Here is a 25,418-nt window from a genome sequence, read left to right on the forward strand (position 1 = left end):
CCCCGGCCCTCGACGTCCTTGACCGTCGTGAGCCGTGCCGGCCGCCCGGGACACAGCAACCGTCCCGAGCAGCCCCCTCTTCTCCCGCGGGGCCGACACCGCGGGCCTTCCTCCCGATCCACGGCACCACCCCTGAAGGAGAACGCCAGATGATCACCTCCCGAACCGGAGAAGCCGCCCCGGGAGCCGCCCGATGAGGGTCCTGCTGATCGGAGCCAACGGATATCTCGGCCGCTTCGTCGCCGACAGGCTTCTCGCCGACCCGGCCGTGCAGCTCACCGCGCTCGGCCGCGGCGACGACGCCGACGTGCGGTTCGACCTCGCCTCGGGCAGCCCCGGCGCGCTCACCCGCTTCCTCGACGCGGTGCACCCCGGGGTCGTCATCAACTGCGCGGGCGCCACCCGCGGCGGAGCCCGCGAACTGACCCGGCACAACACCGTCGCCGTCGCCACCGTCTGCGAAGCCCTTCGCCGCAGCGGCTGCGGAGCGCGGCTCGTGCAGATCGGCTGCGGAGCCGAGTACGGACCGAGCCAGCCCGGCTCCTCCACGGCCGAGGACGCCGTACCGCGCCCCGGCGGCCCCTACGGCGTCAGCAAACTCGCCGCCACCGAACTCGTCCTCGGCTCCGGCCTCGACGCCGTCGTGCTCCGGGTGTTCTCCCCCGCCGGACCCGGCACCCCCGCCGGATCCCCGCTCGGCCGCCTCGCCGAGGCCATGCGCCGCGCCATGCAGTCCGGCGACGGCGAACTCAAGCTCGGCGGCCTCGGCGTCCAGCGCGACTTCATCGACGTCCGCGACGTCGCCCGCGCCGTCCACGCCGCCTCGCTCTCCGCGGCCCAGGGCGTCATCAACATCGGATCCGGCCGCGCCGTCCGCCTCCGTGACGCCGCCGCCGTCCTCGCCCGCGTGGCCGGCTACGGCGGCGCGCTGCACGAGCTCGACGGACCGCCCGGCCCGCTCAGGGCGACCATCGGCCACCCCCGCAGCGAGCCTGACCCCGCGGGCCCCGCTGCCGCGTACCCCTACCCGGACGGCTGCGGCAGCTGGCAGCAGGCCGACGTGCGCACCGCACGCGACCGGCTCGGCTGGCGACCGCGGATCAACCTGGAGGAATCCCTCGCCGACATCTGGATGGAGGCAGCATGTCGTATCTGACCAGCACCGCATCGGGCACCGCTAGCACGGACTTAGGGCTCGGCTTCGGCATCCCCGGATACGCACACCCCCTTGTGGCCCCGCTGGAGTGGGGCGAACTCACCCGACCCGGCACCCCGTTGCACTGGGTCGTCCTGAATGTGGCCCATGGGCCCGGCATGCGACCCGACCCGCACTGTCTGGAGGCGGCCGGACGGCTGCGCAACGCGGGAGTCCGCGTGCTCGGGAACCTGGACGTCGCCCATGGCACCCGCACCTTCGGCGAGCTGGTGTCCGACGCGCACCGGTATCTCGACTGGTATCGGGTGGACGGCTTCTTCCTGGACCGCTGCCCGACCGAACGCGCCGCGCTCGGCGAGGTCCGCCGCACGGTCACCACTCTGCGCGCGCTGCGCGACGACGCCCACATCGTGCTCGGCCACGGCGCCCACCCGTATCCGGGATATGCCGAGAACGCCGACCAGTTGGTGACCTACTCCGGCCCCTGGAGCGACTACCGCTGGTCCCAGGTGGCCGAGTGGACCGCCGACTACCCGCCCGAGCGGTTCTGCCACTTCGTCCACGGGGTGCCCCGCGGCCATCTCGAAGAAGCGCTGCGCATCGCGCGCTGGCAGGGGGCCTCGACGATCTACTTCACCGACCGCACGGACCACGGTGGACGGGCCGACCCCTGGGAGACCATGCCCGGCTACTGGGACGAGATCGTCTCGCGGATCGGAACGGGTGTCTCGGAATGAAGAAGGGCGTGGCACTGTTACAGCGAGAACAATTGTAGTGATTGACCGACCAACGGAGTCCCCGTGTCGCTGCCACCCCTGGTCGAGCCCGCTTCTGAGCTCACCGTAGACGAGGTCCGCAGGTACTCCCGCCACCTGATCATCCCCGACGTGGGCATGGACGGGCAGAAGCGGCTGAAGAACGCCAAGGTGCTCTGTGTGGGCGCCGGCGGTCTCGGATCGCCGGCGTTGATGTACCTGGCCGCCGCGGGCGTGGGCACGCTCGGCATCGTGGAGTTCGACGAGGTCGACGAGTCGAACCTGCAGCGCCAGATCATCCACAGCCAGGCGGACATCGGCCGTTCCAAGGCCGCGTCGGCGCGTGACTCGGTGCTGGGCATCAACCCGTACGTGAACGTGATCCTCCACGAAGAGCGGCTCGAAGCCGAGAACGTGCTGGACATCTTCAGCCAGTACGACCTGATCGTCGACGGCACGGACAACTTCGCGACCCGCTACCTGGTCAACGACGCGTGCGTACTGCTCAACAAGCCGTACGTGTGGGGTTCGATCTACCGCTTCGACGGCCAGGCCTCGGTCTTCTGGTCCGAGCACGGCCCCTGCTACCGCTGCCTCTACCCGGAGCCCCCGCCCCCCGGCATGGTCCCCTCCTGCGCCGAGGGCGGTGTGCTGGGCGTGCTGTGCGCGTCCATCGGCTCCATTCAGGTCACCGAGGCGATCAAGGTCCTCACCGGCGTCGGCGAGCCGCTCGTCGGCCGCCTGATGATCTACGACGCCCTGGAGATGCAGTACCGCCAGGTCAAGGTCCGCAAGGACCCGGACTGCGCCGTCTGCGGCGAGAACCCCACCGTCACCGAGCTCATCGACTACGAGGCCTTCTGCGGCGTCGTGTCCGAGGAGGCCCAGGAGGCGGCGGCCGGCTCGACGATCACTCCCAAGCAGCTCAAGGAGTGGATCGACGACGGCGAGAACATCGAGATCATCGACGTCCGCGAGATCAACGAGTACGAGATCGTCTCGATCCCCGGCGCCAAGCTGATCCCGAAGAACGAGTTCCTGATGGGCACCGCCCTGGAGACCCTTCCGCAGGACAAGAAGATCGTCCTGCACTGCAAGACGGGTGTCCGCAGTGCGGAAGTCCTCGCCGTGCTGAAGTCGGCGGGCTTCTCCGACGCCGTGCACGTCGGCGGCGGCGTGATCGGCTGGGTCAACCAGATCGAGCCGGACAAGCCGGTCTACTAGGCGACCGCTTTCTCCGGAGGGGCTTGGCACCGTGGGTGCCGGGCCCCTTTCCGTTGCCCTGGCCAGTCCGGGCGTGAGCCCGCGGTCGCCCGCAGCCTGAGCCGTACTCGCAGTCGTGCCCGCAGCCGCAGCCGCAGTCGTGCCCGCAGGTGCACCCGCGGGCGCACTCGCCCAGGTGCAGGCGGCGGTGGTTAGGAGGCGCAGACCTTCCCGTCCTTCGGCACCCTCGCGTCCAACAGGTAGCTGTTCACCGTGGAGTCGACGCAGGCGCTGCCACTGCCGTAAGCCCCGTGGCCCTCGCCCTTCCAGGTGAGCTCCACACCGACACCCTTGCCCAGTTCGTCGGCCATCTTGCGGGCACCCTCGTACGGCGTCGCCGGGTCGCCGGTATTGCCGACCAGCAGGATGGGCTGCGATCCGGGCGCACTGACCTCCGGGGTGTCGTGCTGACCGGGCACCGGCCAGTCGTGGCACCAGCCCGCCGTGTCCCAGCCCATGAAGTCGCCGAAGACGGGTGAGATCTTCTCGAACTCCGGCAACAGCTTTTTCGACTCCTCGAGCGTCAGCCGCTGCTTGTCGTCCAGGCACGATATGACCCGTTGTGCGTGCGTCGTCGTGCCGTAGTGCCCCGAGGCGTCGCGTTCGTTGTAGCCGTCGGCGAGCGTCAGCAGCTCCGAACCGTCCCCGTTCTCCGCGGTCTTCAGGGCGCTGGTCAGGGTGGGCCAGCCCTGCTCGCTGTAGAGCGGCAGCACGATGCCGGTCAGGGCCAGCGTCTGCGTGAGCTTGCGGCCGGTCGACGTGGGCAGCGGCTTCGCGTCGATCCGCTTCAGCAGGTCCACGATCTTCTGAGAGCCCTGCTTCGGGTCCTGGCCGGTGGACTTCAGGTAGTCGTCCAGCGCGCGCTGGAAGCCCTTCGTCTGGTTCTTGGCGTGACCCACGGTGTCGGCGCTGGGGTCGACGACCGCGTCCAGCACCACGCGTCCCACGTTCTTCGGGAACAGGTGCGCGTATACACCGCCCAACTCCGTGCCGTACGAGATGCCGAAGTAGTGCATCTTCTGGTCGCCGAGGACCTGGCGCATCAGATCCATGTCGCGGGCGGTGTCGGTCGTCGAGACGTGCGACAGCAGCTTGCCGGCGTTCTTCTCGCAGCCCTTGCCGAAGTCCGTCGCGTCCTTGAGGTACGCCTGCTCCTCACTCGCGTCGTCCGGAGTGGCGTCCACCGACTCGGCGGCCTGCATCTCCTTGTCGCCGCGACAGCGCACGCCTTCGCTGGCGCCGACACCGCGCGGATCCCAGCTCACCAGGTCGTAGCGCTGGTGGAGCTTGGCGGCCGTGCCGGCATACGACGGCATCGTGGAGACGCCCGAGGCGCCGGGGCCGCCGAAGTTGAACAGGAGGGAGCCGATCCGCTTGCTCTGGCCGCCGGTGGCCTTGGCCCGGATCAACGCGAGGCCGATCGTCTCGCCCTTCGGCTTCGCGTAGTCCAGCGGCACCTTGAAAGTCGCGCACTGCCAGGCGCTGCCCGGCGCGGGGGAGTCCGCGGTGGCCTTGCACCCGCTCCAGTCGAGTTTCTGGGAGGTCAGCGAGGCGGGCAGCCCCGACGGCGCGTCCGAGGAAGACGTCGCGGACGGCGGGGCGGCGCTGTCCTTCTTCTTGTCCTTGGCGTCCCCTGACGAGCTGTCGCTGCAGCCGGCCACCAGCAACGCGGCGGCGGCCACCGCCGTCCATCGTGCGAAACGTGTCATGAGCTTCCCCCCTCGCCCGTGCTCCGCCCGAAGTCGCGGATCACTTGCACGCCATAGTAGGCGCCCTCGGCCGCGACCGTGATGGCCTGTGGATAACGCTTTGACCTGCAGTTTCTAGGAGCAGACGGTCCCGGCGGGCGGCACCTTTCCGTCCAACAGATAGCCGTCCACCGCGCTGTGCACGCACTTGTTCCCGCTGTCGTAGGCACCGTGCCCCTGGCCCTTGTACGTCAGCTCGACGCCGACTCCGCTGCCCAGCGCGTCGACCATCTTCTTCGCGCCCTCGTACGGTGTGGCCGGGTCGCCCGTGTTGCCGACGACCAGGACCGGGGCCGACCCCGGCGCGCTCACATCGGGGTGGTCGGCGGCGCCGGCCACCGCCCAGTCGGTGCAACTGGCCATGCCCCAGGCCAAGTAGTCGCCGAACAGCGGTGAGGCGGCCCGGAACTGGGGCAGCTTCCCCTCGACGTAGTCCGCGGTGTACCGGGGTTTGTCGTCGGCGCAGTTGATGGCGACGTTCGCCGCGGTGATGTTGCTGTACTGGCCGTCCTCATTGCGTCCGTTCATCGAGTCGGACAGCAGCATCAGCACCTTGCCGTCACCGTCGTACGCCTGCTCGAGGCCCTGGGTGAGGTACTGCCAGAAGTCCTTGGAATACAAGGCTTGCGCGATGCCGCTGGTCGCGGCGGTCTGGGTCAACTGACGTGGGAAGACGCCGGGGATCGGCTTGCTGTCGAGGTCGGCGAGCAGCTTGGCGATACGGTCCTTGACGTCCTGTGCGGTGTCGCCGACCGGGCAGTCGTCCACCTTCGAGGTGCAGTCCTCGGCGAAGTTGTCGAGCGCGAGCTGGAAGCCCTTCGCCTGCCCGAGGGAGCCCTGTTCCGACGTCTGTGTCGGGTCGACGACGCCGTCGAAGACGGCCCGGCCCACGTTCTTGGGGTACAAGTGCGCGTACACACCGCCCAGTTCGGTGCCGTACGAGATGCCGAAGTAGTGCAGCTTGGTGTCGCCCAGCACCTGCCGCATCAGATCCATGTCGCGGGCCGCGTCGGTGGTCCGTACATGCGGAAGGGTCTTCCCCGAGTTCTTCTCGCAGGCCGTGTTGAACTGCTTGGTGTTGTCGAGGAGCGCGCTCCGCTCGGTCGCGTTGTCGGGCGTCGCGTCCTGCTGGAAGTACTCGTCGAGCTGCTGGTCGTCCTCGCACTTCACGCCGGCGCTGCGGCCGACTCCGCGCGGGTCGAAGCTCACCAGGTCGTAGCGCGTACGCAGCTTCGCGTAGTCGTCACCGAAGGCCGGAAGTGTGGTGACGCCGGAGCCTCCGGGACCGCCGAAGTTGAAGACGAGGGAGCCGATGCGCCGGCTCTGGTCGCCGCTGGTCTTCGCCCGGACCAGCGCGATGCCGATCGTGTCGCCCTTGGGCTTCGCCCAGTCGAGCGGGGCCTTCATGGTCGCGCACTGCCACTCGGCGCCACCCGGCAGCGGTGAGGGTGCATTGCCGCCGCCCTCGGCCTCGGACGGTGCAGGACAGTCCTTCCAGCTCAGCTTCTGGGCCGTCAGATCCTCGTCGCCCTTCGAGTCGTCGCTGCAGCCGGTCATCAACGAGGACAGCAGTACGGCGGCGGTGAGGACAGTGACGCGGAGTCGGGGCTGGTTCGGCATGATCCCATCCTGGGGTCGCACCGGACGGGACGCTCGGGGCACGGGCCGTGCGGGTGAGGGCGCCTGCCGGTTGCTGCCCGGCGGGCCTCTCGCGGCCTCTAGAGCGCGCCCTTGCGCGTCAGGTGGTTGAAGAACAGCCACCCCGGAAGCACCGGCAGCCACAGCGTCAGAAGGCGGTACAGCAGCACCGCGGGTGCCGCGACCTCCTTGGGGAGGCCGACGGCGATCAGGCCGACCGTGAGCGTGGCCTCGACGGCGCCCACACCGCCGGGGGTCGGCGCCGCCGAGCCGAGCGCGTTGCCGGCGAGGAAGACGACGGCGACGCTGGCGAGGCTGAGGGTGGTCGTCTCCTCGTGGCCGAAGGCCCGGATCGACGCGTCCAGGCACATCACGAAGCAGGCGGTGAGGAGCAGCATGCCGCCGATGCCGGTGATCAGCTTCTGCGGCCGCTGCAGCACGTCGAGCATGCGCGGCACGACACCCGCGAACAGTGACCTCACGCGCGTGACGACGAATTTGCGCAGGAAGGGCACGGACGTCACCACGAGGACCAGCACCGCGACCGTCAGCAGACCCGCGATGACCGTGCGGGACGGCGACAGGGACGGCGTTTTCTCGGTGCCGGTCAAGTAGCCGAACGACAGCAGCATCAGGATGTGGCAGCCGAGTCCGAACAGCTGCGAGGCGCCGACACTGGCCACGGCCAGCCCAGGACGGACCCCCGCGCGCTGCAGGAAGCGGGTGTTGAGGGCGACACCGCCGACGGCGGCGGGCGCCACGATCTTCACGAACGACCCTGCCACCTGTGCGGCCACGGCCCTGAGGAACGGCACCCGCTCGGGCACGAAGCCGAGCAGGCTCATCGCCGCCGCGAAGTAGCTCAGGGCCGAGAACAGCACGGCCGCGGCGACCCAGCCCCACTCGGCGCTGTCGAAGACAGTCGCGAACTCGATGTGGGTGAGCTGCGTCAGCAGGAAGTACGCGCCGATGGCGCCGGCGATGAAACTGATCAGCGTGCGCGGCCGGACCCGCTCCAGCCGGGCCGGCTCGACCGGCGCCTGGGGTCTGATGAGCAGCACCTGGTGACGGATCTGGGTGAGCAGATCCTCCTCCCGGGCTTCCTCCACGGCATCGTCGATGGCACGCTTCTCGGCCCGCTGTTCAGCGCGTACGGCCTTCTTGGCGGACTTCTCCGGTACGGGCTCGGCGTCCGCGTGGGCTTCCTCGGCGCGGGCGAGCTTGTCCTGCCGGGAGGCCTCCAGGACCGCGTCCCGTTCGCGCTGGGCGCGCTCCCGGGCCAGTCGCCGCAGCGTCGCGCGCGTGGAGCGCGTCAGCGCGATGGGCTGCAGCAACGGCAGACAGTCGGCCACCGCGTCGGGGCCCAGCACGCCGACGGCCGAGGCGACCGCTCGTTCGGCGCCGACCCGCAGTCCGAGGCTGGTGACCAGCTGGGCGATGTCCATACGCAGCACCAGGTCACCGGCCGCGATCTCACCACCGCGCAGATCAGTGAGGATCACCATGCCGGAACGATCCACCAGGATCGCGTCGCCGGCGAGCCTGCGATGCGCGATGCGCCGCGACTGGAGCGCCTGCACCTGGTGCCAGGTGTCCCTGAGGAGATCGTCGGTGATCAGGTCGTCGGGCAGTGAGTCGAGGGTGTGGCCGCCTGTGTGCTCGTAGACGAGCATGACGGCGTCGGGGCCGAGCTCGGAGGTCGCGATCAGCTTCGGCGCGTTGGCGCCGGCGGCGATGGCCGCGTAGGCGAGCAGCGCCTCCTGCTCCAGGGCTTGGCGCAGCGACTGGAGGCTGCGGCGGGTGGTGATGCCGCGCAGGGTCAGCCGGCGCCAGACCCGGTAGAAGAACCCCTGTGCCTGCTGTTCCCGGTCGACGACGGTGACGTCGAGAGGCGGGCCGTCCTCCAGGGTGACGAAGTAGCGCCGGCCTCGGTCGCCGTTCTCCGTGGTGTCAGGTGCCTCGTCGCGGGCCGCGGTCACCGGGCGGAAGCCGACGTGCCGCAGACCCGCCATCAGCGTCCGCCCGGTCGGGCGCACATTGGGGGAGCCGACGGCGTACAGCGTCCCGTAGGCGACCGTCCAGCCGATCAGCACGGTCAGGATGATCGAGAACGGTGTCGTGTAGCCGGTGACCAGCATCGAGAAGGCGTCGAGGAGCAGCACCACCCACAGCACCGCGCGCCATCGCGGGCGACGCGACATGCCGACCGCGGTCATGTACGCGATGACGGGCGCGAGATAGCCGTGCACCGGGTCGGTGAGGGCGTGGATGTCGCCGGGTGAGGGCTGGGTGAGCGCTTCCTGGATGGAGCTCGGGGCGGCCTTGGCGACCCACAGGTCGGTGGCGAGTGTCACACCGTGCGCGAGGACCGCGGCGAGCACGCCGTCGGCGATGCGCAGACCGTCCCGCTTGATCAGCCGCTCGATGGCGAAGGCGACCGGCACCAGGAGGATCGCGATGCTCGACGCCAGACCCGCGATCTTGATCAGCAGATCGGGGGCCTGGCCGGTGCCCTTGTTGATGTCCTGTTCGAGTCCCGACGTGGTGCCGTGCGCGAACGCGGCGATGGCGAGCAGCACCGCGATCGCGAGGACGCCGACCAGTAGCCGCATCAGGTCCGAGGGACGGTGCACGCGCGCGGGGAGCAGCGGTTCGTCGCCCTCGACCTCGTCGTTGTGCGCCTCCTCGGCGCAGTCCCCGTCCTGTCCGCTCATGCGCTGATCCGTGCTGTTCGGAGAGCCCTTGTCCGCGTTGTCGTCCGCGTCGGCGGTGTCCGGGCGCGACGACGCCTCAGAGGTGCCCTCCGCGTCTTCGGGGTGCACACCCTGCTGTTTCATCGTCTCTTCTTGATCTCGTATCACCAGTCACCGCCCGCACGATGGTGGCATGCCCGACCGACACACGGGGGCATGAGGGTGCAATACGGGGGCCGGACAGCCTCTGCGAAGGGCTGGTGCCGGGCGTGGGATACGCACCGTCGCCGCCGCGTCACAGTGTCGGTGGGGTGGGGCAGGATGGGTCGGATGAGCGAGGAGAGCCTTCCGGCGGACGCCCTGCCGGAGTACGCGGAGCGGGTCCTTGAGGTCGCCGAGCTGATCCCGCCGGGGCGCGTCATGACGTACGGGGACGTCGCCGAGTGGCTGGAGGAGGGCGGGCCCCGGCAGGTGGGCCGCGTGATGGCCCTCTACGGAGGAGCGGTTCCGTGGTGGCGTGTCGTACGCGCGGACGGCGTCCTGCTCCCCGGTCACGAACTGCGGGCCATGAACCACTATCGCGCGGAGGGCACGCCCCTCAAGGAGGCGAGCAGGGCCTCCGAAGGCCATCTGCCGCGCGTCGACATGAGACGGGCGCGATGGGACGGGGGCGAGCGCACGGAGGGTCACACCTGACAGCTTCCGGCATCGGGCGGGTGAAAGGGGAACCGGTGGCCCGTACGGGGGAAACCGGGCACACCCGTGGCATGCCGTACGTTCGAGCTGCGAGGGACGCATGTGGCCCGAGGGAAGAAGGGGAAGCCCTCCTTCCGTGATGCGCACGGGCGTACCGTCTCCCACGGTGCCCAGCGGCGTGGCGTCGACGACGCGCGTCTCCCTCACCTCGTGGCCACCACCCTCCGCACGCGGTGGTCCGCCCACCCGTCACCCGACCACCGCCCCTCAGCGACGGCGCTCCGCGCCGGCAGTGTCATCCCGTACAACCACCAGGACCGGCGAACCACGTGAGCTCCTCTTCCTCCATCAGGCACCTGTCGCACCCCTCCGTGCGACAGGGAACCCGTGGCGCTTACCGACTGGTGCGTACCCCGCCCGCGCGGTCGGACCCCCCTCGTCTGGACGCTGCGCAGCGCTCGGTGGTTGACCACAAGGGCGGCCCGCTGCTCGTTCTCGCAGGTCCCGGCACCGGCAAGACGACCACGCTCGTCGAGTCCGTGGCGGCCCGGATCGCCCGCGGAGGGGACCCCCGGCGGATCCTGGTGCTGACGTTCAGCCGTAAGGCGGCCGTCGAGCTGCGTGACCGCATGGCACTGCGCATAGGGGCCGCGCGTGCCCCGCAGGCGACCACCTTCCACTCGTTCTGCTACGCCCTGGTCCGCGCCCACCAGGACAGCAACCTGTTCGTGGAGCCGCTGCGGCTGCTGTCCGGTCCCGAGCAGGACGTGGCGGTGCGTGAGCTGCTCGGGGGCCAGCCCGACCTGGAGCGGCTCGGCCTCGCGCATGTGCGCTGGCCTGACGAACTGCGGGCCTGCCTGACCACGCGCGGCTTCGCGGACGAGGTCCGCGCGGTGCTGGCCCGCAGCCGTGAACTGGGTCTGGGCCCCGACGCGCTGGACGCCTTCGCCTCCCGCATCGGCCGCCCGGACTGGCGTGCGGCGGCCGCCTTCCTCGCCGAGTACCTGGACGTTCTCGACATGCAAGGAGTGCTCGACTACGCGGAACTCGTCCACCGCGCGGTGCTGCTGGCCCGGCGTCCGGGCGTCGCCGAACAGCTCGCCGTCCAGTACGACGCCGTCTACGTGGACGAGTACCAGGACACCGATCCCGCGCAGGTACGGCTGCTGCACGCCCTCGCGGGCGGGGGCCGGACCCTGGTGGCCTTCGGCGACCCCGACCAGTCGATCTACGCCTTCCGGGGCGCCGACGTGAACGGAATCCTGGACTTCCCGTACGCCTTCCCGCGCGTGGACGGCCGTTCGGCGCCGGTCGAGGTCCTGGGGACGTCACGCCGCTCGGGGGCCGCCCTGCTGACCGCCACGCGCCTGCTCACCGCGCGCATGCCCCTGACCCGTCTCCCCGCGGAGAAGGTCCGCGCCCATCGCGGGCTCGCGCCGGTACGGGACGGCGGGCGCGTCGAGGTCTACACGTACCCGACGCCGGGCACGGAGCTGGACAACGTCGCGGACATCCTCCGTCGGGCCCATCTGGAGGACGGTGTCCCCTGGGGCGACATGGCCGTTCTCGTCCGCGCCGGCGCCCGCACCATCCCGTCCGTCCGCCGCGCCCTGACGGCGGCGGGGGTCCCCCTGGACATCGACGGCGATGATCTGCCGCTGCGGCACGAACCGGCGGTGACGCCCCTGTTGACGGCGCTGCGGGCGGTGGCGACGGCGGAGGCGGGGTCCGCGGGGCCGGAGGCGTCCGGAGCCGCGTCGGAAACGGCCGCTTCCGAGGCGGCGGAGGCCTCGGTTTCGGCTGAGGCCGGCGCGTCCAGGACGGCACCGGAGGCAGCCGTGTCCAACGCGGGCGTGCCTGATGCGGACGTGTCTCGTGCGGACGTGTCCGGGGCGGAGTCCGACGTACAGGCGTCCGAAGGGGCGGAGCCCGGCGCAGACCCCGAGGCGTCCGACTTCGCGCCGGACGGCGAGGCCCCCGCGGCGGACACGGCCACGGACGCGCCCCCCGCGCGGGATGCCTGCTGGCTCGACACGGAGACCGCGCTCACCCTGCTCGCGTCCCCCCTCGCCGGCATGGACGCCGCCGACCTGCGCAGGCTCGGCCGCGCCCTGCGCGAGGAGGAGCGCGCCGCCGGCAACCTCGTACCGCCGCCCTCGGACGAACTCCTGGCGCGGGCGCTGGCCGAACCGGAGCGGCTGGTCGCGCACGACCCGGCGTACGCCCGCGGCGCCCAGCGTCTCGGTGCGCTGCTGCGCAAGGCGCGGGAGCGCCTCGCGGGCGGCGGGACGGCCGAGGAGGCGCTCTGGGACCTGTGGGAGGGCACGCCGTGGCCGCGGCGTCTGGAGCGGGCCGCCCGGCGCGGTGGCGCGGCCGGACGCAACGCCGACCGGGACCTCGACGCCGTGTGCGCGCTGTTCGCGACCGCGGCCCGCGCCGAGGAGCGCACCGGCGGTCGCGGCGCCCTCAACTTCCTGGAGGAGGTCGACGCCCAGGACATCGCCGCCGACACGCTCACCGGCCGGGCCGTACGGCCGGACGCGGTACGCCTGATGACCGCGCACCGCTCCAAGGGCCTGGAGTGGCGGCTCGTGGTCGTCGCGGGCGTCCAGGAGGGACTGTGGCCGGACCTGCGCCGGCGCGGCTCCCTGCTGGAGGCCGACCGCATCGGAGGCGACGGTCTGGCCGAACCCCTCACGCCCGGAGCGCTCCTCTCCGAAGAGCGCCGTTTGTTCTACGTGGCCGCCACGCGCGCGCGTGAACGCCTCGTCGTCACCGCGGTGAAGGCCCCCGCGGACGACGGCGACCAGCCCTCCCGCTTCCTCACCGAACTCGGTGTCGAGCCCAAGGACGTGACGGGCCGCCCGCGCCGCCCCCTGTCCGTCGCCGCCCTGGTCGCCGAACTGCGCGCGACCACCGTCGACCCGCGCGTCTCGGACACCCTCAGGGAGGCCGCGGCCCGTCGCCTCGCCCGGCTCGCCGCGCTCGGCGACGAGGACGGCCGCCCCTTGGTGCCGTCGGCGCACCCCTACCGCTGGTGGGGCATGTACGAGCCGACCGAGAGCAAGATCCCGCTGCGCAACCGCGACCAGCCGCTCGTGCTCTCCGGAAGCGCCCTCGACCAACTCGCCAACACCTGCGCCCTCCAGTGGTTCCTGGGCCGCGAGGTGAAGGCCGACGCACCCGCGACGGCCGCCCAGGGCTTCGGCAACGTCGTGCACGTCCTCGCCGACGAGGTCGCCTCCGGGCACACCCCCGCCGACCTCGCCGTCCTCATGGAGCGGCTCGACTCCGTGTGGAACGCACTCGCCTTCGACGCGCCCTGGAAGTCGGCCCAGGAGAAGGAGCACGCGCGCGTGGCGCTCGAACGCTTCCTCAAGTGGCACGTCATGGACCGCACCGGCCGCACCCCGGTCGCCAGCGAGCACGATTTCGACGTGACCCTCGAAGCGGGCTCCTACGAAGTACGCATCCGCGGCTCCATGGACCGCGTCGAGACGGACGCCGAAGGCCGTGCCTACGTGGTCGACTTCAAGACCGGCAAACAGGCACCGAGCGCCGCCGACGTGGCCCGTCACCCCCAGCTCGCCGTCTACCAGCTGGCCGTCGCCGAGGGTGCCGTCGACGATGCCTTCGACGGCGTACGCCCCGAACCCGGCGGCGCGGAGCTCGTCCAGCTGCGCCAGGGCGCCGCCCAGAAGAACGGCGGAGAGACCCTGCCCAAGGTGCAGGCCCAGGAGCCCCTCTCCGGGGAGTGGGTCGGCGACCTCCTCGCCACCGCCGCGGGCAAGGTCCTCGACGAACGGTTCACGCCGACGACGGGACAGCACTGCACGCACTGCGCGTTCCGGGCGTCGTGCAGCGCGCGGCCCGAGGGCAGGCAGGTCATCGACTGACCGGCGGGCCCCAGGGTGACGCTGCCTGAGTGACGTACCGCACCACGTGTGCTGACCAGCGCTTCTTCCCTCGCGACAGCCGAAGCGGTCACCGCTGTCAGTGGGCGCCGCTAGCCTCTCTGACGTGCCCGCCCGTATCACCGACCCCGAGCAGCTCAAGGAGCTCCTCGGCATTCCGTTCACCCCGGAGCAGACGGCCTGCATCACCGCACCGCCCGCGCCGCAGGTGATCGTGGCCGGAGCCGGATCGGGTAAGACGACGGTGATGGCCGCACGTGTGGTGTGGCTCGTCGGCACCGGACAGGTCGCCCCCGAGCAGGTGCTGGGCCTGACGTTCACCAACAAGGCCGCCGGAGAACTCGCCGAGCGGGTCCGCAGGGCGCTGATCAAGGCGGGCGTCACCGACCCCGACGTGATCGACCCGGACAACCCGCCGGGCGAGCCGGTGATCTCCACCTACCACGCCTTCGCCGGCCGCCTGCTCACCGACCACGGCCTGCGCATAGGGCTCGAACCCACGGCGCGTCTGCTCGCCGACGCCACCCGCTACCAGCTCGCCGCGCGCGTGCTGCGGGAGGCGCCGGGCCCGTACCCCGCACTGACCCGCTCCTTCCCGGACCTGGTCAGCGACCTCCTCACGCTCGACTCCGAGCTCGCCGAGCACCTGGTCCGGCCCGAGGAGCTCCAGGCGTACGACGGCGAGCTGCTGCGGTCCCTGGAGGGCGCCAAGCTCACCAACGCCGACCTCCGCAAGGTCCCCGACGCGGCCGCCGCACGGCGCGAGCTCGCCGAACTGGTGGGCCGCTACCGCGCGGCCAAGCGCGAGCGCGACCTGCTCGACTTCGGCGACCAGATCGCCCTCTCGGCGACCCTGGCCCGCACGCGCCCGGAGGTCGGTGCCATCCTGCGGGACGAGTTCCGGGTGGTCCTGCTCGACGAGTACCAGGACACCTCGGTGGCGCAACGGGTCCTGCTCGCCGGGCTGTTCGGCGCCGGCACAGGACATCCGGTGACCGCCGTCGGTGACCCCTGCCAGGCGATCTACGGATGGCGCGGCGCGTCCGTCGCCAACCTCGACGACTTCCCCGAGCACTTCGGGCATGCCGACGGCCGCCTCGCGACGCGCCAGTCGCTCAGCGAGAACCGCCGTAGCGGCGGCCGCCTCCTCGACCTCGCCAACGGTCTGGCGGAGCCCCTGCGCGCCCTTCACGCGGGCGTGGAGGCGCTGCGGCCGGCTCCCGGAGCCGAGCGGGACGGCATGGTCCGCTGCGCGCTGCTGCGCACCCACGCCGAGGAGATGGACTGGCTCGCCGACTCGATCGCCCACCTCGTGCGCACCGGAAAGGCACCCGGCGAGATCGCTGTGCTCTGCCGCACGGCGACCGATTTCGCGGAGATCCAGGGCGCGCTCGTCGCCCGTGACATCCCGGTCGAGGTGGTCGGCCTGTCCGGACTGCTGCACCTCCCCGAAGTGGCCGATCTGGTCGCCGTCTGCGAGGTGCTCCAGGACCCCGGGGCCAATGCCTCCCTCGTCCGTCTGCTCACCGGTCCGCGCTGGCGGATCGGCCCCCGCGACCTGGCGCTCCTGGGCAGGCGGGCGCGCCTTCTCGTGTCCCACGCGCGCGTGGGGGCCGACGACGACCCGGACCGCCGGCTCGCCGCGGCCGTCGAGGGGGTCGACCCGGCCGAGGTGATATCGCTCGCGGACGCTCTCGACACGTTCCTGGAGACGCCGCTCGGCGCCGAGGCGGCGGACGACGGCCTGCCGTTCTCACCCGACGCTCGGGTGCGCTTCGCGCGGCTCGCCGCCGAACTGCGCGACCTGCGCCGCTCGCTGGCCGACCCCCTGATGGACGTCCTGCACCGCGTGCTCGCCGTCACCGGTCTGGAGGTCGAGCTCTCGGCGTCCCCGCATGCGCTCGCCGCCCGCCGCCGCGAAACGCTGTCCAACTTCCTTGACGTCGCCGCGTCCTTCGCGGCGGGCGACGGCGAGGCGACGCTGCTCGCCTTCCTCGGCTTCCTGCGGACGGCGGCACAGTACGAGAAGGGCCTCGACAACGCGCTGCCGGGCGGCGAGAACACCGTGAAGGTGCTGACCGCACACAAGTCCAAGGGCCTGGAGTGGGATGTCGTCGCGGTTCCCGGACTGGTCACCGGGACCTTCCCCAGCACTCAGGGCCGTGAGAAGTGGACCGCACAGGGCAAGGTCCTGCCGCACGAGCTGCGCGGTGACGCCGACACCCTGCCCGACATCGCCGCCTGGGACGCCAGGAGCATGAAGGCCTTCCACGAGGCCATGAAGGACCACCAGCACACCGAGGAACTCCGCCTCGGCTATGTCACCTTCACCCGGCCCCGCTCCCTGCTGCTCGGCTCAGGTCACTGGTGGGGCCCGTCCCAGAAGCGACCGCGAGGGCCCTCCGACTTCCTGCACGCCCTGTACGAGCACTCCGCGTCCGGGCACGGCGAGATCGAGGTCTGGGCCGACGAACCCGCGGAGGACGAGGAGAACCCGGCCCTGCACGAGGCGTCGGCCGACCACGCGTGGCCGCTGCCGCTGGACGACACGGCCCTGGCCAGGCGCCGCGCGGCCGCGGAGACCGTGCTGACCTACCTGGAGCGGGTCGCGTCCCACGAGGACGCCCACCCCGGGGCGCTGCACGACCCGTCCTCGCACGAGGATCCGGACTGGCCGCCTCCGCCCGAGGACGACGAAGCCTCTTACGGGGAAGGTGACTTGGCCGAGCCCCCCGACCTCGCCGAGCCCGCCGACTTCGCCGAGCCCCCCGAAGAGGACTCCTCGGACTGGGAAGCCTGGACGGCGGAACGCCCGAAGGTCCCGCACCAGGCACCGGGCCCGGACGCCCGCCCGCACCCCGACGAGCACGACACCGGACGCGCCCCCCTCACCCCGGAGGAGGCCCGCACCATCGCCTCCTGGGACCGCGACCTGGACGCCCTCACCGGCGAGCTCCTGCGTGCCCGCGCGAGCGTCACGGACGTACCTCTGCCGCCGTCGCTCACCGCGTCGCAGCTGATGCGCCTGGCCGCCGACCCGGACGGCTTCGCGCAGGAGCTGGCCCGCCCCATGCCCCGCCCGCCCCAGCCGGCGGCCCGCCGCGGCACCCGTTTCCACGCCTGGGTCGAATCCCGCTTCGAGGAGCTGCGGCTGCCCATGCTGGAACCGGAGGAGCTGCCGGGCAGCGACGCGGAGATCGCCGACGAGCGCGACCTGGAGGCCCTCAAGGACGCCTTCGAGCGGTCCCCGTACGCGCAGCGGACGCCGTACCGCGTGGAGACCCCCTTCCAGCTCGCCATCGCGGGCCGCGTCGTACGCGGCCGTATCGACGCCGTCTACCGGGAGGCCGACGGCGACGGCACGACGTACGAGATCGTCGACTGGAAGACGAGTCGCACGCGCACCGCGGACCCCCTTCAGCTCGCGGTCTACCGGCTCGCCTGGGCCGAGCAGCAGGGCGTGCCCCTGGAGTCCGTCAAGGCCGCGTTCCTGTACGTGCGCAGCGGCGAGGTCGTCCGTCCCGCCGGCCTTCCCGACCGGGCCGCGCTGGAGCGACTGCTTCTGGAAGAGCCGCCGGAGGAGTCCGCGGAGGAACCGCCGGACGAGCATGTCGGTGCGGGCCGTTAGGCTCGTGACCATGAGCAAGCCCGTTGACAGCGCTGTCAGCACCGTCCGCACGTACATCGGCACGCACCGCGCCGCCTTCCTCGACGACCTCGTGGAATGGCTGAGAATCCCCTCGGTGTCGGCCCAGCCCGTGCATGCCGCGGACGTACGGCGCAGCGCCGACTGGCTGGCCGCCAAGCTCAAGGAGACCGGCTTCCCGACCAGCGAGGTCTGGGCGACCCCGGGAGCCCCCGCTGTCTTCGCCGAGTGGCCCTCGGGCGACCCGCAGGCACCCACCGTCCTGGTCTACGGCCATCACGACGTGCAGCCGGCCGCGCTCGAGGACGGCTGGGACTCCGAGCCCTTCGAGCCCGTGATTCAGGGGAACCGCCTCCACGCGCGCGGGGCGGCAGACGACAAGGGCCAGGTGTTCTTTCACACACTCGGCGTGCGCGCCCACCTCGCCGCCACCGGGCGCACCGCCCCGGCGGTCAACCTGAAGCTGCTCATCGAGGGTGAGGAGGAGTCCGGCTCGCCGCACTTTCGCGCCCTCGTCGAGGAGCACGCGGACCGGCTCGCCGCGGACGCGGTGATCGTCTCCGACACGGGCATGTGGTCCGAGGACACCCCGACGGTGTGCACGGGCATGCGGGGTCTCGCCGAGTGCGAGATCGAGCTGCGCGGACCCGCCCAGGACATCCACTCGGGCTCCTTCGGCGGCGCGGTGCCGAACCCCGCCACCGCGGCCGCCCGCCTGGTCGCCGCGCTGCACGACGAGCACGCGCGCGTGGCGGTGCCCGGCTTCTACGAAGGCATCACCGAGCTCACCGACCGTGAGCGCGAGCTCTTCGCGGAGCTGCCCTTCGACGAGGAGCAGTGGCTGCGCACGGCCAAGTCGTCCGCGGCGTTCGGGGAGGCCGGGCACACCACCCTGGAGCGCATCTGGGCCCGCCCGACCGCGGAGGTCAACGGCATCGGCGGCGGCTATCAAGGCCCGGGCAGCAAGACGATCATCCCGTCCTCGGCCCTGGTCAAGCTCTCCTTCCGGCTGGTCGCGGGCCAGGACCCGGATCACATCGAGAAGGCGGTGCGCGCCTGGGCGGCGGACCAGTTGCCCGCCGGAATCCGTTGCGAGATCACCTTCGGCGCGGCCACGCGCCCGTGTCTGACCCCGCTGGACCACCCGGCCCTGCAGTCCGTCGTACGGGCCATGGGCCGTGCCTTCGAGCAGCCGATCCGCTTCACGCGCGAGGGCGGCTCAGGACCCGCCGCGGACCTTCAGGAAGTGCTCGGCGCACCCGTGCTGTTCCTGGGCATCTCCGTCCCCTCGGACGGCTGGCACGCCCCGAACGAGAAGGTCGAACTCGATCTCCTCCTGAAAGGCGTCGAGACTACCGCCTACCTGTGGGGCGACCTGGCCGATACCTGGGGCGAGGCACACTGAAGAAGGCCGGTCACGCACTGAAGAACGACCTCCGCACCCGTCCCGCCGTACATCCCGCTGAACCGTCAGTCGAAATAACCGTTCCACCGGGGGAGTTGGAAGCACCCGTGACCACCTGGACCGACCACACCGCCGACCGTCCCATCTCGCTCACCGCCCCGAGTGGCATCGACCGGGCCGCTCACCACCGGCTCGACGAGGCCTGGCTCGCGGCGGCGTGGAGTCACCCCTCGACCCGTGTCTTCGTGGTCTCCGGCGGCCAGGTCCTCATCGACGAGACGGCGGACGGCACCACCGAACTGCTCATGACCCCGTCCTTCGAGGCCCCCCTCACCGAAGCCCACCGCTATTTCCTGGGCACCGACGACGACGGCGTCAGCTACTTCGCGCTCCAGAAGGACGCGCTGCCCGGCCGTATCGACCAGTCCGCGCGCGCGGCCGGGCTGCGCGAGGCGGGCCTGCTCCTGTCGCCGCGCGACGCGGGCCTGATGGTGCACGCGGTCGCCCTGGAGAACTGGCAGCGACTGCACCGCTTCTGCTCGCGCTGCGGGGAGCGCACGGTCATCGCGGCCGCCGGCCACATCCGCCGCTGCCCGGCCTGCGGAGCCGAGCACTACCCGCGCACCGACCCGGCAGTGATCATGGCGGTCACGGACGACCACGACCGCATCCTGCTCGGCCGCCAGGTGCACTGGCCCGAAGGCCGCTTCTCCACGCTCGCCGGCTTCGTCGAGCCGGGCGAGTCCATCGAGCAGTCGGTGCGCCGGGAGGTCTTCGAGGAGGCGGGTGTCACGGTCGGAGAGGTGGAGTACGTCGCCAGCCAGCCCTGGCCCTTCCCCTCCAGCCTGATGCTCGGCTTCATGGCCCGCGCCACCTCGTCGGAGATCAACGTCGACGGCGAGGAGATCCAGGAAGCACGCTGGTTCTCCCGCGAGGACCTGCGAACCGCCTTCGAGTCCGGAGAGGTGCTGCCCCCGTTCGGCATCTCGATCGCGGCCCGCCTGATCGAGCTCTGGTACGGCAAGCCCCTGCCGAGGCCGGGAGGCGCGGCCCTGTGACGCTGAAGTGGGGCTGGCCTCGGACTACCGAGGTCAGCCCCACTTCAAGGTCAAGATGCCGGACTTTCCAGCACGGGAAGGTCGCACATTTGGCGTCCGGCGTCAGTGTGGTCGCGGTAGTCCTCAGCAGGTGTGAGGGGGGTCAGCGCCCGAGCACGTCAGTCCAGCAGCGCGACCGTGAACGTCTCACGGTGGTCGGTCAGCCAGGCCTGCATGCGGTCCCAGCGTTCCCATCCGCCACGCTCGGCCAGCGCTTGGAGGTAGACAGGATCACCGTCAGCCACGCGGCGGGTGACGAAAGCCCGGCAGATCTCCGTGGCCTGTTCGATCACGCCGGGCAATTCGGCGCGCTCTCCCGCCGAGAGGCCGTAGCCGTCGGCGAGGATCCGCAGCCGTGCAGGCGCATCCAATCCGGTGGGATACGGGGCAGCTGCGGATACCGGATCAAGCATGGGAACCCAGTAGCGGGCGGCCATGGCCACGTCCCAGAGAGGACGTCCCGGAGCCGCCAGGTCGAAATCAATCAAGGCGGCGGCACGACCGTCGCGGAAGACGACGTTTTCCGGGCACACGTCGTTGTGGCACAACATCGTTCCTCCCTCCGGATCGGCGAGGTCCTGGGGCCACTCGACGTCTGTGTCGACCGCGATGGTCGCGCCGGCCTCATGCAGGCGGCGCAGCAGGATCCCCACCGATTCGAGAGCGGTTGTCGTCAGCACCCAGGGCGGGAACGGTGGCAGAGCCACGTCGCCAGGAATGAAGGTCAGTTGCTCACGACCGTCAGCAGTCAGACTCACAGGAGTCGGAGCCGCGTCGAAGCCGTGCTCCTTCAGCGCGAGGAGGTGGGCATGGAGGGCGTGTGCGTTGTGCGGTGCCGGGCGTTCCACCAACGCACCCCGGCGGAAGACCGCGCCCACGTTCGCCATGCCTCCGACCAGCGCCTCACGGTCCGCCTCGTCCTCGGTCGTCATGTCGATCACGCTACCGCCAGGCCGCCTCGTACAGCCTGGGCATACAAAACCCCCGATCCGGCGCCAAGCCGGTCGGGGGTCGTGTGCGTCATGTGAGTCAGACGCCGAGCGCCTGCTTCACCTGGGCAAGGCTCGGGTTCGTCATCACGACCTCAGCACCACCGTCGGAGGAAACCACCTGAACGGTCGGAACCGTCTGGTTTCCGCCATTCGCCTTCTCGACGAACGCCGCGGACTCCGGGTCGTGCTCGATGTTGATCTCGTTGTAGGTGATGCCCTCGCGGTCCATCTGGCCCTTCAGCCGACGGCAGTAGCCACACCACGTGGTGCTGTACATCGTCACGGTGCCCGGCATGTCTTTTGTGCTCCTTCGCCGCTGGGGTGCGTTCTCGCTGTGAGGGGAACGTACGCGAGCGGGCGGCCATTCCCGTACGCGGCCGCCCTGAGCTCGGTGCGAGCTCCCGGCGCCCGCCGTTTCCCGGTGGGCTCCGACGGCGCGCCTGCCGCATTAGTACGACTGCAGGGGGCTCCCTGTGGACAACCGGCTCACCCGTCTCCGCCGACCTGGCAGCATGGCGGTGTGACAGCAGCAACGCACTCCACCCTCTTCCCGCAGGTACCGGACTCGGCCGACGCGGTGCTCGAAGGGCTCGACCCCGAGCAGCGCGAGGTGGCGACCGCCCTGCACGGCCCGGTGTGCGTGCTGGCCGGGGCCGGCACGGGCAAGACGCGAGCGATCACTCACCGCATCGCCTACGGGGTGCGTTCCGGGATTCTCCAGCCCTCCACCGTGCTGGCCGTCACCTTCACCAACCGCGCGGCGGGGGAGATGCGCGGCCGCCTCCGCCAGCTGGGTACCGCAGGCGTCCAGGCCCGCACCTTCCACTCGGCCGCGCTGCGCCAGCTCCAGTACTTCTGGCCGAAAGCGGTCGGCGGGAGCCTGCCCCGGCTGGTCGACCGCAAGATCCAGCTCGTTGCGGACGCGGCGGCCGCCTGCCGCATCCGCCTCGACCGCGGCGAGCTGCGGGACGTGACCGCCGAGATCGAGTGGTCCAAGGTCACCCAGACCGTCCCCGGCGACTACGCGGCCGCGGCCGCCAAGGCCGGCCGCGAGGTCCCCCGCGATCCGGCCGAGATCGCCCAGCTCTACTCGACGTACGAGGACCTCAAGCGCGACCGCGCGGTCATCGACTTCGAGGACGTCCTGCTGCTGACCGTCGCCATCCTCCAGGACCGGCACGACATCGCCGAGCAGGTCCGCTCCCAGTACCAGCACTTCGTGGTCGACGAGTACCAGGACGTCAGCCCGCTCCAGCAGCGCCTCCTGGAGCTGTGGCTCGGTGAGCGCGACAGCCTCTGCGTCGTCGGCGACGCCAGCCAGACGATCTACTCGTTCACCGGTGCAACCCCCGACCACCTGCTCGACTTCCGCACCCGCCACCCCGGGGCCACGGTCGTCAAGCTCGTCCGCGACTACCGCTCCTCGCCGCAGGTGGTCCATCTCGCGAACGGCCTGCTCGCCCAGGCCCGGGGCCGTGCCGCCGACCACCGCCTGGAGCTGATCTCCCAGCGCGACCCCGGCCCAGAGCCCGTCTACACCGAATACACGGACGAGCCCGTCGAGGCCGAGGGCGCGGCCCGCCGTATCCGTGACCTCATCGCCTCAGGAGTTCCGGCGGCCGAGATCGCCATCCTCTTTCGGACGAATTCCCAGTCCGAGATCTACGAACAGGCCCTGGCCGACGCCGGAGTGCCCTACCAGCTGCGCGGCGCCGAGCGGTTCTTCGACCGCCCGGAGGTGCGCAAGGCCGGGGTCGCCCTGCGCGGCGCGGCCCGCTTCGGAGGCAATGACTCCCTGCTGGACGACGTCATCGACCTGCCCTCCCAGGTCCGCGCGGTGCTGTCGGGAGAGGGCTGGACCAACCAACCCCCCGCCGGTTCCGGGGCCGTCAGAGAGCGCTGGGAGTCGCTGGCCGCGCTGGTCAACCTCGCGCAGGACTTCGCCGCGGCGAAGCCCGGTGCCACCCTGAGCGATCTGGTGGCGGAGCTCGACGAGCGTGCCGGCTCGCAGCACGCCCCGACGGTCCAGGGCGTCACCCTCGCGTCCCTGCACTCGGCCAAGGGTCTCGAGTGGGACGTCGTCTTCCTGGTGGGTGTCGCCGAGGGAATGATGCCGATCACCTACGCAAAGACCGACGAGCAGATCGAGGAGGAGCGCCGCCTCCTCTACGTCGGTGTCACCCGGGCCAGAGAGCACCTTTCCGTCTCCTGGGCGCTGTCCCGTTCGCCCGGTGGCCGTGCCAACCGCCGTCCCAGCCGTTTCCTCGACGGCCTGCGCCCCGGCTCGGTCGCCACCGCGGGCCGCGGCGCCGCGGGAGGGGCCGGCGGTGCCGGAGGGATCGAGCGTGGCGTCGGAAGCCGGGGTGGCAGTGCGGTGCGGCGCGTCAGCCGGACACCGGCCCGCTGCCGGGTCTGCGGCCGCACGCTCACCGAGGCCGGTGAGATGAAACTGATGCGCTGCGAGGCCTGTCCTTCCGACATGGACGAGGGTCTCTATGAGCGGTTGCGGGAGTGGCGAGCGGTCCAGGCGGAGCGCAGCGGGCAGCCGGCCTTCTGCGTCTTCACCGACAAGACGCTGATGGCGATCGCGGAGACCGTGCCGGACGACGAGCGCGAGCTGGCGCGGATCCCGGGCGTCGGAGTACGCAAACTCAACCGCTTCGGGGCCGATGTTCTGGCCATCTGCGCAGGCCGGGAGCTTGGAGGAGACGACGAAGGTGACTGATTCAAACTCGTCGAAAAAATAGTTTGCGCATGCCCCAGCAATCCCCATAGGTTCTTAACACGGAAGCAGCGGCCTTCTCCGAGGCCCTGGTTCCGTGCTGTACTTAACAACCGTCGGACCGGTTCACCCCGGTCCCCATAGACGCCGAGAGGAGGCGATTCCAGTGATCAGCATCACCACCAGCTTCAACAGCATCGTGAAAATGACCGATCGCTCGGTCGTCTCCACGTGCGCGCTCAGCGTCTCGAACCTGGGCACCGGTCTGTCCGGCATCTCCGCCGTCCGTCCGGCGTCCCCCGTGTCTCTCGCGGGTCTTCCCATCCGTGAGCGCAATGAGCGACCGATCCAGGCACTGGAAGCAGTAACGGCACAGGCACGGACCTATGCCTTTGCGGCAGCCAGTGCCGGAGCCCTGAAGCAGTCGACGCAGCACCACACGATGTGGGCCTTCCGTGGGCCTGAACCCTGGAGTGATCCAGCCTGATTTCGATCAGGCCGGCGCCTTCAGGGCCGCGGAACCCCACCCGGGATCCGCGGCCCTTCTGTTTGTCCCCGACCGGGGACAGCAGAGCGAAGGGGCCTCGGGACAAGAAAAGAACCCGGTACCAGCCGCCAACCGGCCAACCGGCCGGCACGACCAGACGAGGAAAACACCCCGTGCAACTCGAAGCGCACGCCCCGTCCGTACCGCCTTCCGAGACGATCCCCCCGCCCAGCCCCACGAAGGACTCCACCTTGATCCCGCTCACTGCGCTCACCGCGCTCGACGACGCCATCGAGAGCCTCGGCGTACCCGTCCCCTGCCGCTCGTACGACCCGGAGGTCTTCTTCGCCGAGTCGCCGGCCGACGTCGAGTACGCCAAGTCGCTCTGCCGTACCTGCCCGCTGATGGAGGCCTGCCTCGCCGGCGCCAAGGAGCGGCGTGAGCCCTGGGGCGTCTGGGGTGGCGAGCTGTTCGTCCAGGGTGTCGTCGTGGCTCGCAAGCGGCCGCGTGGCCGCCCGCGCAAGAACCCGGTCACGGCATGAACACAGCAGGAACGATCGACCGCCCCCTGACGAACGACCCCAAGAAGCAGGCCCCGATGAAGCCGTCCATCAACGAGCCCGCAGGCTCCGCAATCCCAGACTTCACCACCACCGGCGCGATCGACTCGCGTCAGAACAGGACCCGAGAGATGCAACTCATCCCAGAAGCCCTGGCTCGTGCGCATATGCACGACCGGCTGCACGAGGCCGAGCGGGAACGCCGGGCCTTGCGCCTGGTGACCGCCCGGCGGATGCAGCGCCGTGCCGAGCGCGCCTCGATGCGTGCTCGCCGGGCGCTGGCCATGGCTGTCATGCAGTGATCCGAGGCATTCGGAAGCAGTAGGCGACACCTTCAGAGCGGGGGCCGGTCCGAACGGACCGGCCCCCGCGGTGCGTTGTGCCCGCCGAACCGCCCATTTCGGCGATATCGTCGCCGAGTGACGAGTCTTCCCGGGGACAGTGACAGCAGCGGTTCCGCGCAGCGGTCCGACACGGCCGAGGCCCACATCGTGTGCGCCCGCTGCGGAATCCCGGCCGAGGACACCCAGCTCACCTGGACCTGTTCCGTGGAAAACGGCACCCGCCACTACTTCTGTGACGGGTGCGCCCGGGCCAACCTCAGAGCGATCGAAGGCCGCCTCGACTCGTCCTGGTGGTAGCTCCG

18 protein-coding genes are annotated in these 25,418 nt (G+C 70.9%); 13 read left to right on the plus strand and 5 right to left on the minus strand.

Annotated elements, in window-relative coordinates; all coding sequences use genetic code 11:
- The first annotated feature begins 193 nt into the window (after positions 1 to 193).
- The 3 genes from ACFWM2_RS16325 (at position 194) to moeZ (ending at position 3,135) form a co-directional block, all read left to right on the plus strand.
- Positions 194 to 1,156 (plus strand): NAD-dependent epimerase/dehydratase family protein, encoded by a 963-nt coding sequence (locus ACFWM2_RS16325; protein WP_383279203.1) that lies wholly within the window; start codon positions 194 to 196, stop codon positions 1,154 to 1,156.
- Positions 1,144 to 1,893: a spherulation-specific family 4 protein gene (locus ACFWM2_RS16330; protein ID WP_383279205.1), complete on the plus strand. Its 750-nt coding sequence runs from the start codon at positions 1,144 to 1,146 to the stop codon at positions 1,891 to 1,893. Before ACFWM2_RS16325 ends, ACFWM2_RS16330 begins: the two co-directional genes overlap by 13 nt.
- Positions 1,894 to 1,956: 63 nt before the next feature.
- A complete protein-coding gene (gene moeZ / locus ACFWM2_RS16335; protein WP_383279208.1) occupies positions 1,957 to 3,135 on the plus strand; it encodes an adenylyltransferase/sulfurtransferase MoeZ in 1,179 nt (392 codons plus the stop codon).
- A gap of 191 nt (positions 3,136 to 3,326) precedes the next feature.
- Here moeZ and ACFWM2_RS16340 read toward each other — a convergent pair whose 3' ends face one another.
- The 3 genes from ACFWM2_RS16340 to ACFWM2_RS16350 form a co-directional block, all read right to left on the minus strand.
- Complete coding sequence (locus tag ACFWM2_RS16340; protein WP_383279211.1) at positions 3,327 to 4,883, minus strand: alpha/beta hydrolase; 1,557 nt, start codon at positions 4,881 to 4,883, stop codon at positions 3,327 to 3,329.
- 114 nt (positions 4,884 to 4,997) lie between these two features.
- The gene (locus ACFWM2_RS16345) at positions 4,998 to 6,542 is read right to left on the minus strand and encodes an alpha/beta hydrolase (protein WP_383279214.1); all 1,545 of its coding nucleotides are present in this window, start codon (positions 6,540 to 6,542) and stop codon (positions 4,998 to 5,000) included.
- A 98-nt stretch (positions 6,543 to 6,640) separates the two neighbouring features.
- Positions 6,641 to 9,397, minus strand: coding sequence for a lysylphosphatidylglycerol synthase domain-containing protein (locus ACFWM2_RS16350; RefSeq protein ID WP_383279217.1), 2,757 nt, complete (start codon positions 9,395 to 9,397; stop codon positions 6,641 to 6,643).
- A 186-nt stretch (positions 9,398 to 9,583) separates the two neighbouring features.
- On the opposite strand from ACFWM2_RS16350, the gene ACFWM2_RS16355 reads away from it, so the two are divergent.
- The 5 genes from ACFWM2_RS16355 to nudC all read left to right on the plus strand — a co-directional run bounded on the left by ACFWM2_RS16355 (position 9,584) and on the right by nudC (position 19,972).
- Positions 9,584 to 9,949, plus strand: coding sequence for an MGMT family protein (locus ACFWM2_RS16355; RefSeq protein WP_383279219.1), 366 nt, complete (start codon positions 9,584 to 9,586; stop codon positions 9,947 to 9,949).
- Positions 9,950 to 10,278: 329 nt separating this feature from the next.
- Positions 10,279 to 13,845 (plus strand): ATP-dependent helicase, encoded by a 3,567-nt coding sequence (locus ACFWM2_RS16360; RefSeq protein WP_383279222.1) that lies wholly within the window; start codon positions 10,279 to 10,281, stop codon positions 13,843 to 13,845.
- Between the two features lie 124 nt (positions 13,846 to 13,969).
- Positions 13,970 to 17,491 (plus strand): UvrD-helicase domain-containing protein, encoded by a 3,522-nt coding sequence (locus ACFWM2_RS16365; RefSeq protein ID WP_383279225.1) that lies wholly within the window; start codon positions 13,970 to 13,972, stop codon positions 17,489 to 17,491.
- A gap of 10 nt (positions 17,492 to 17,501) precedes the next feature.
- Entirely contained in the window at positions 17,502 to 18,914 is a 1,413-nt protein-coding gene (locus ACFWM2_RS16370; RefSeq protein WP_383279228.1) for a dipeptidase, read from the plus strand.
- 107 nt (positions 18,915 to 19,021) lie between these two features.
- Positions 19,022 to 19,972: an NAD(+) diphosphatase gene (gene nudC, locus ACFWM2_RS16375; protein ID WP_383279231.1), complete on the plus strand. Its 951-nt coding sequence runs from the start codon at positions 19,022 to 19,024 to the stop codon at positions 19,970 to 19,972.
- A 158-nt stretch (positions 19,973 to 20,130) separates the two neighbouring features.
- Here the strand turns inward: nudC and ACFWM2_RS16380 are convergent, their stop codons facing one another.
- Both ACFWM2_RS16380 and ACFWM2_RS16385 read right to left on the minus strand, forming a co-directional pair.
- The gene (locus ACFWM2_RS16380) at positions 20,131 to 21,000 is read right to left on the minus strand and encodes a phosphotransferase (RefSeq protein ID WP_383279790.1); all 870 of its coding nucleotides are present in this window, start codon (positions 20,998 to 21,000) and stop codon (positions 20,131 to 20,133) included.
- Positions 21,001 to 21,040: 40 nt separating this feature from the next.
- Entirely contained in the window at positions 21,041 to 21,298 is a 258-nt protein-coding gene (locus ACFWM2_RS16385; RefSeq protein WP_383279234.1) for a mycoredoxin, read from the minus strand.
- Between the two features lie 126 nt (positions 21,299 to 21,424).
- On the opposite strand from ACFWM2_RS16385, the gene ACFWM2_RS16390 reads away from it, so the two are divergent.
- The 5 genes from ACFWM2_RS16390 to ACFWM2_RS16410 all read left to right on the plus strand — a co-directional run bounded on the left by ACFWM2_RS16390 (position 21,425) and on the right by ACFWM2_RS16410 (position 25,413).
- Positions 21,425 to 23,728 carry an ATP-dependent DNA helicase UvrD2 gene (locus ACFWM2_RS16390; protein WP_383279237.1) on the plus strand — a complete coding sequence of 768 codons (2,304 nt, stop codon included), beginning with the start codon at positions 21,425 to 21,427 and terminating at the stop codon, positions 23,726 to 23,728.
- A 163-nt stretch (positions 23,729 to 23,891) separates the two neighbouring features.
- Complete coding sequence (locus ACFWM2_RS16395) at positions 23,892 to 24,212, plus strand: hypothetical protein (RefSeq protein ID WP_383279240.1); 321 nt, start codon at positions 23,892 to 23,894, stop codon at positions 24,210 to 24,212.
- A 173-nt stretch (positions 24,213 to 24,385) separates the two neighbouring features.
- Entirely contained in the window at positions 24,386 to 24,754 is a 369-nt protein-coding gene (locus ACFWM2_RS16400; RefSeq protein ID WP_383279243.1) for a WhiB family transcriptional regulator, read from the plus strand.
- The gene (locus ACFWM2_RS16405) at positions 24,751 to 25,074 is read left to right on the plus strand and encodes a hypothetical protein (protein ID WP_383279246.1); all 324 of its coding nucleotides are present in this window, start codon (positions 24,751 to 24,753) and stop codon (positions 25,072 to 25,074) included. The genes ACFWM2_RS16400 and ACFWM2_RS16405 overlap by 4 nt, the downstream gene beginning before the upstream one ends.
- Positions 25,075 to 25,191: 117 nt before the next feature.
- Positions 25,192 to 25,413, plus strand: a complete 222-nt coding sequence (locus ACFWM2_RS16410) for a hypothetical protein (RefSeq protein ID WP_383279249.1) — start codon at positions 25,192 to 25,194, stop codon at positions 25,411 to 25,413.
- Positions 25,414 to 25,418: the final 5 nt, after the last annotated feature.

This window comes from Streptomyces sp. NPDC058371, from assembly GCF_042723265.1.
In the GTDB taxonomy this organism is placed as follows: domain Bacteria; phylum Actinomycetota; class Actinomycetes; order Streptomycetales; family Streptomycetaceae; genus Streptomyces.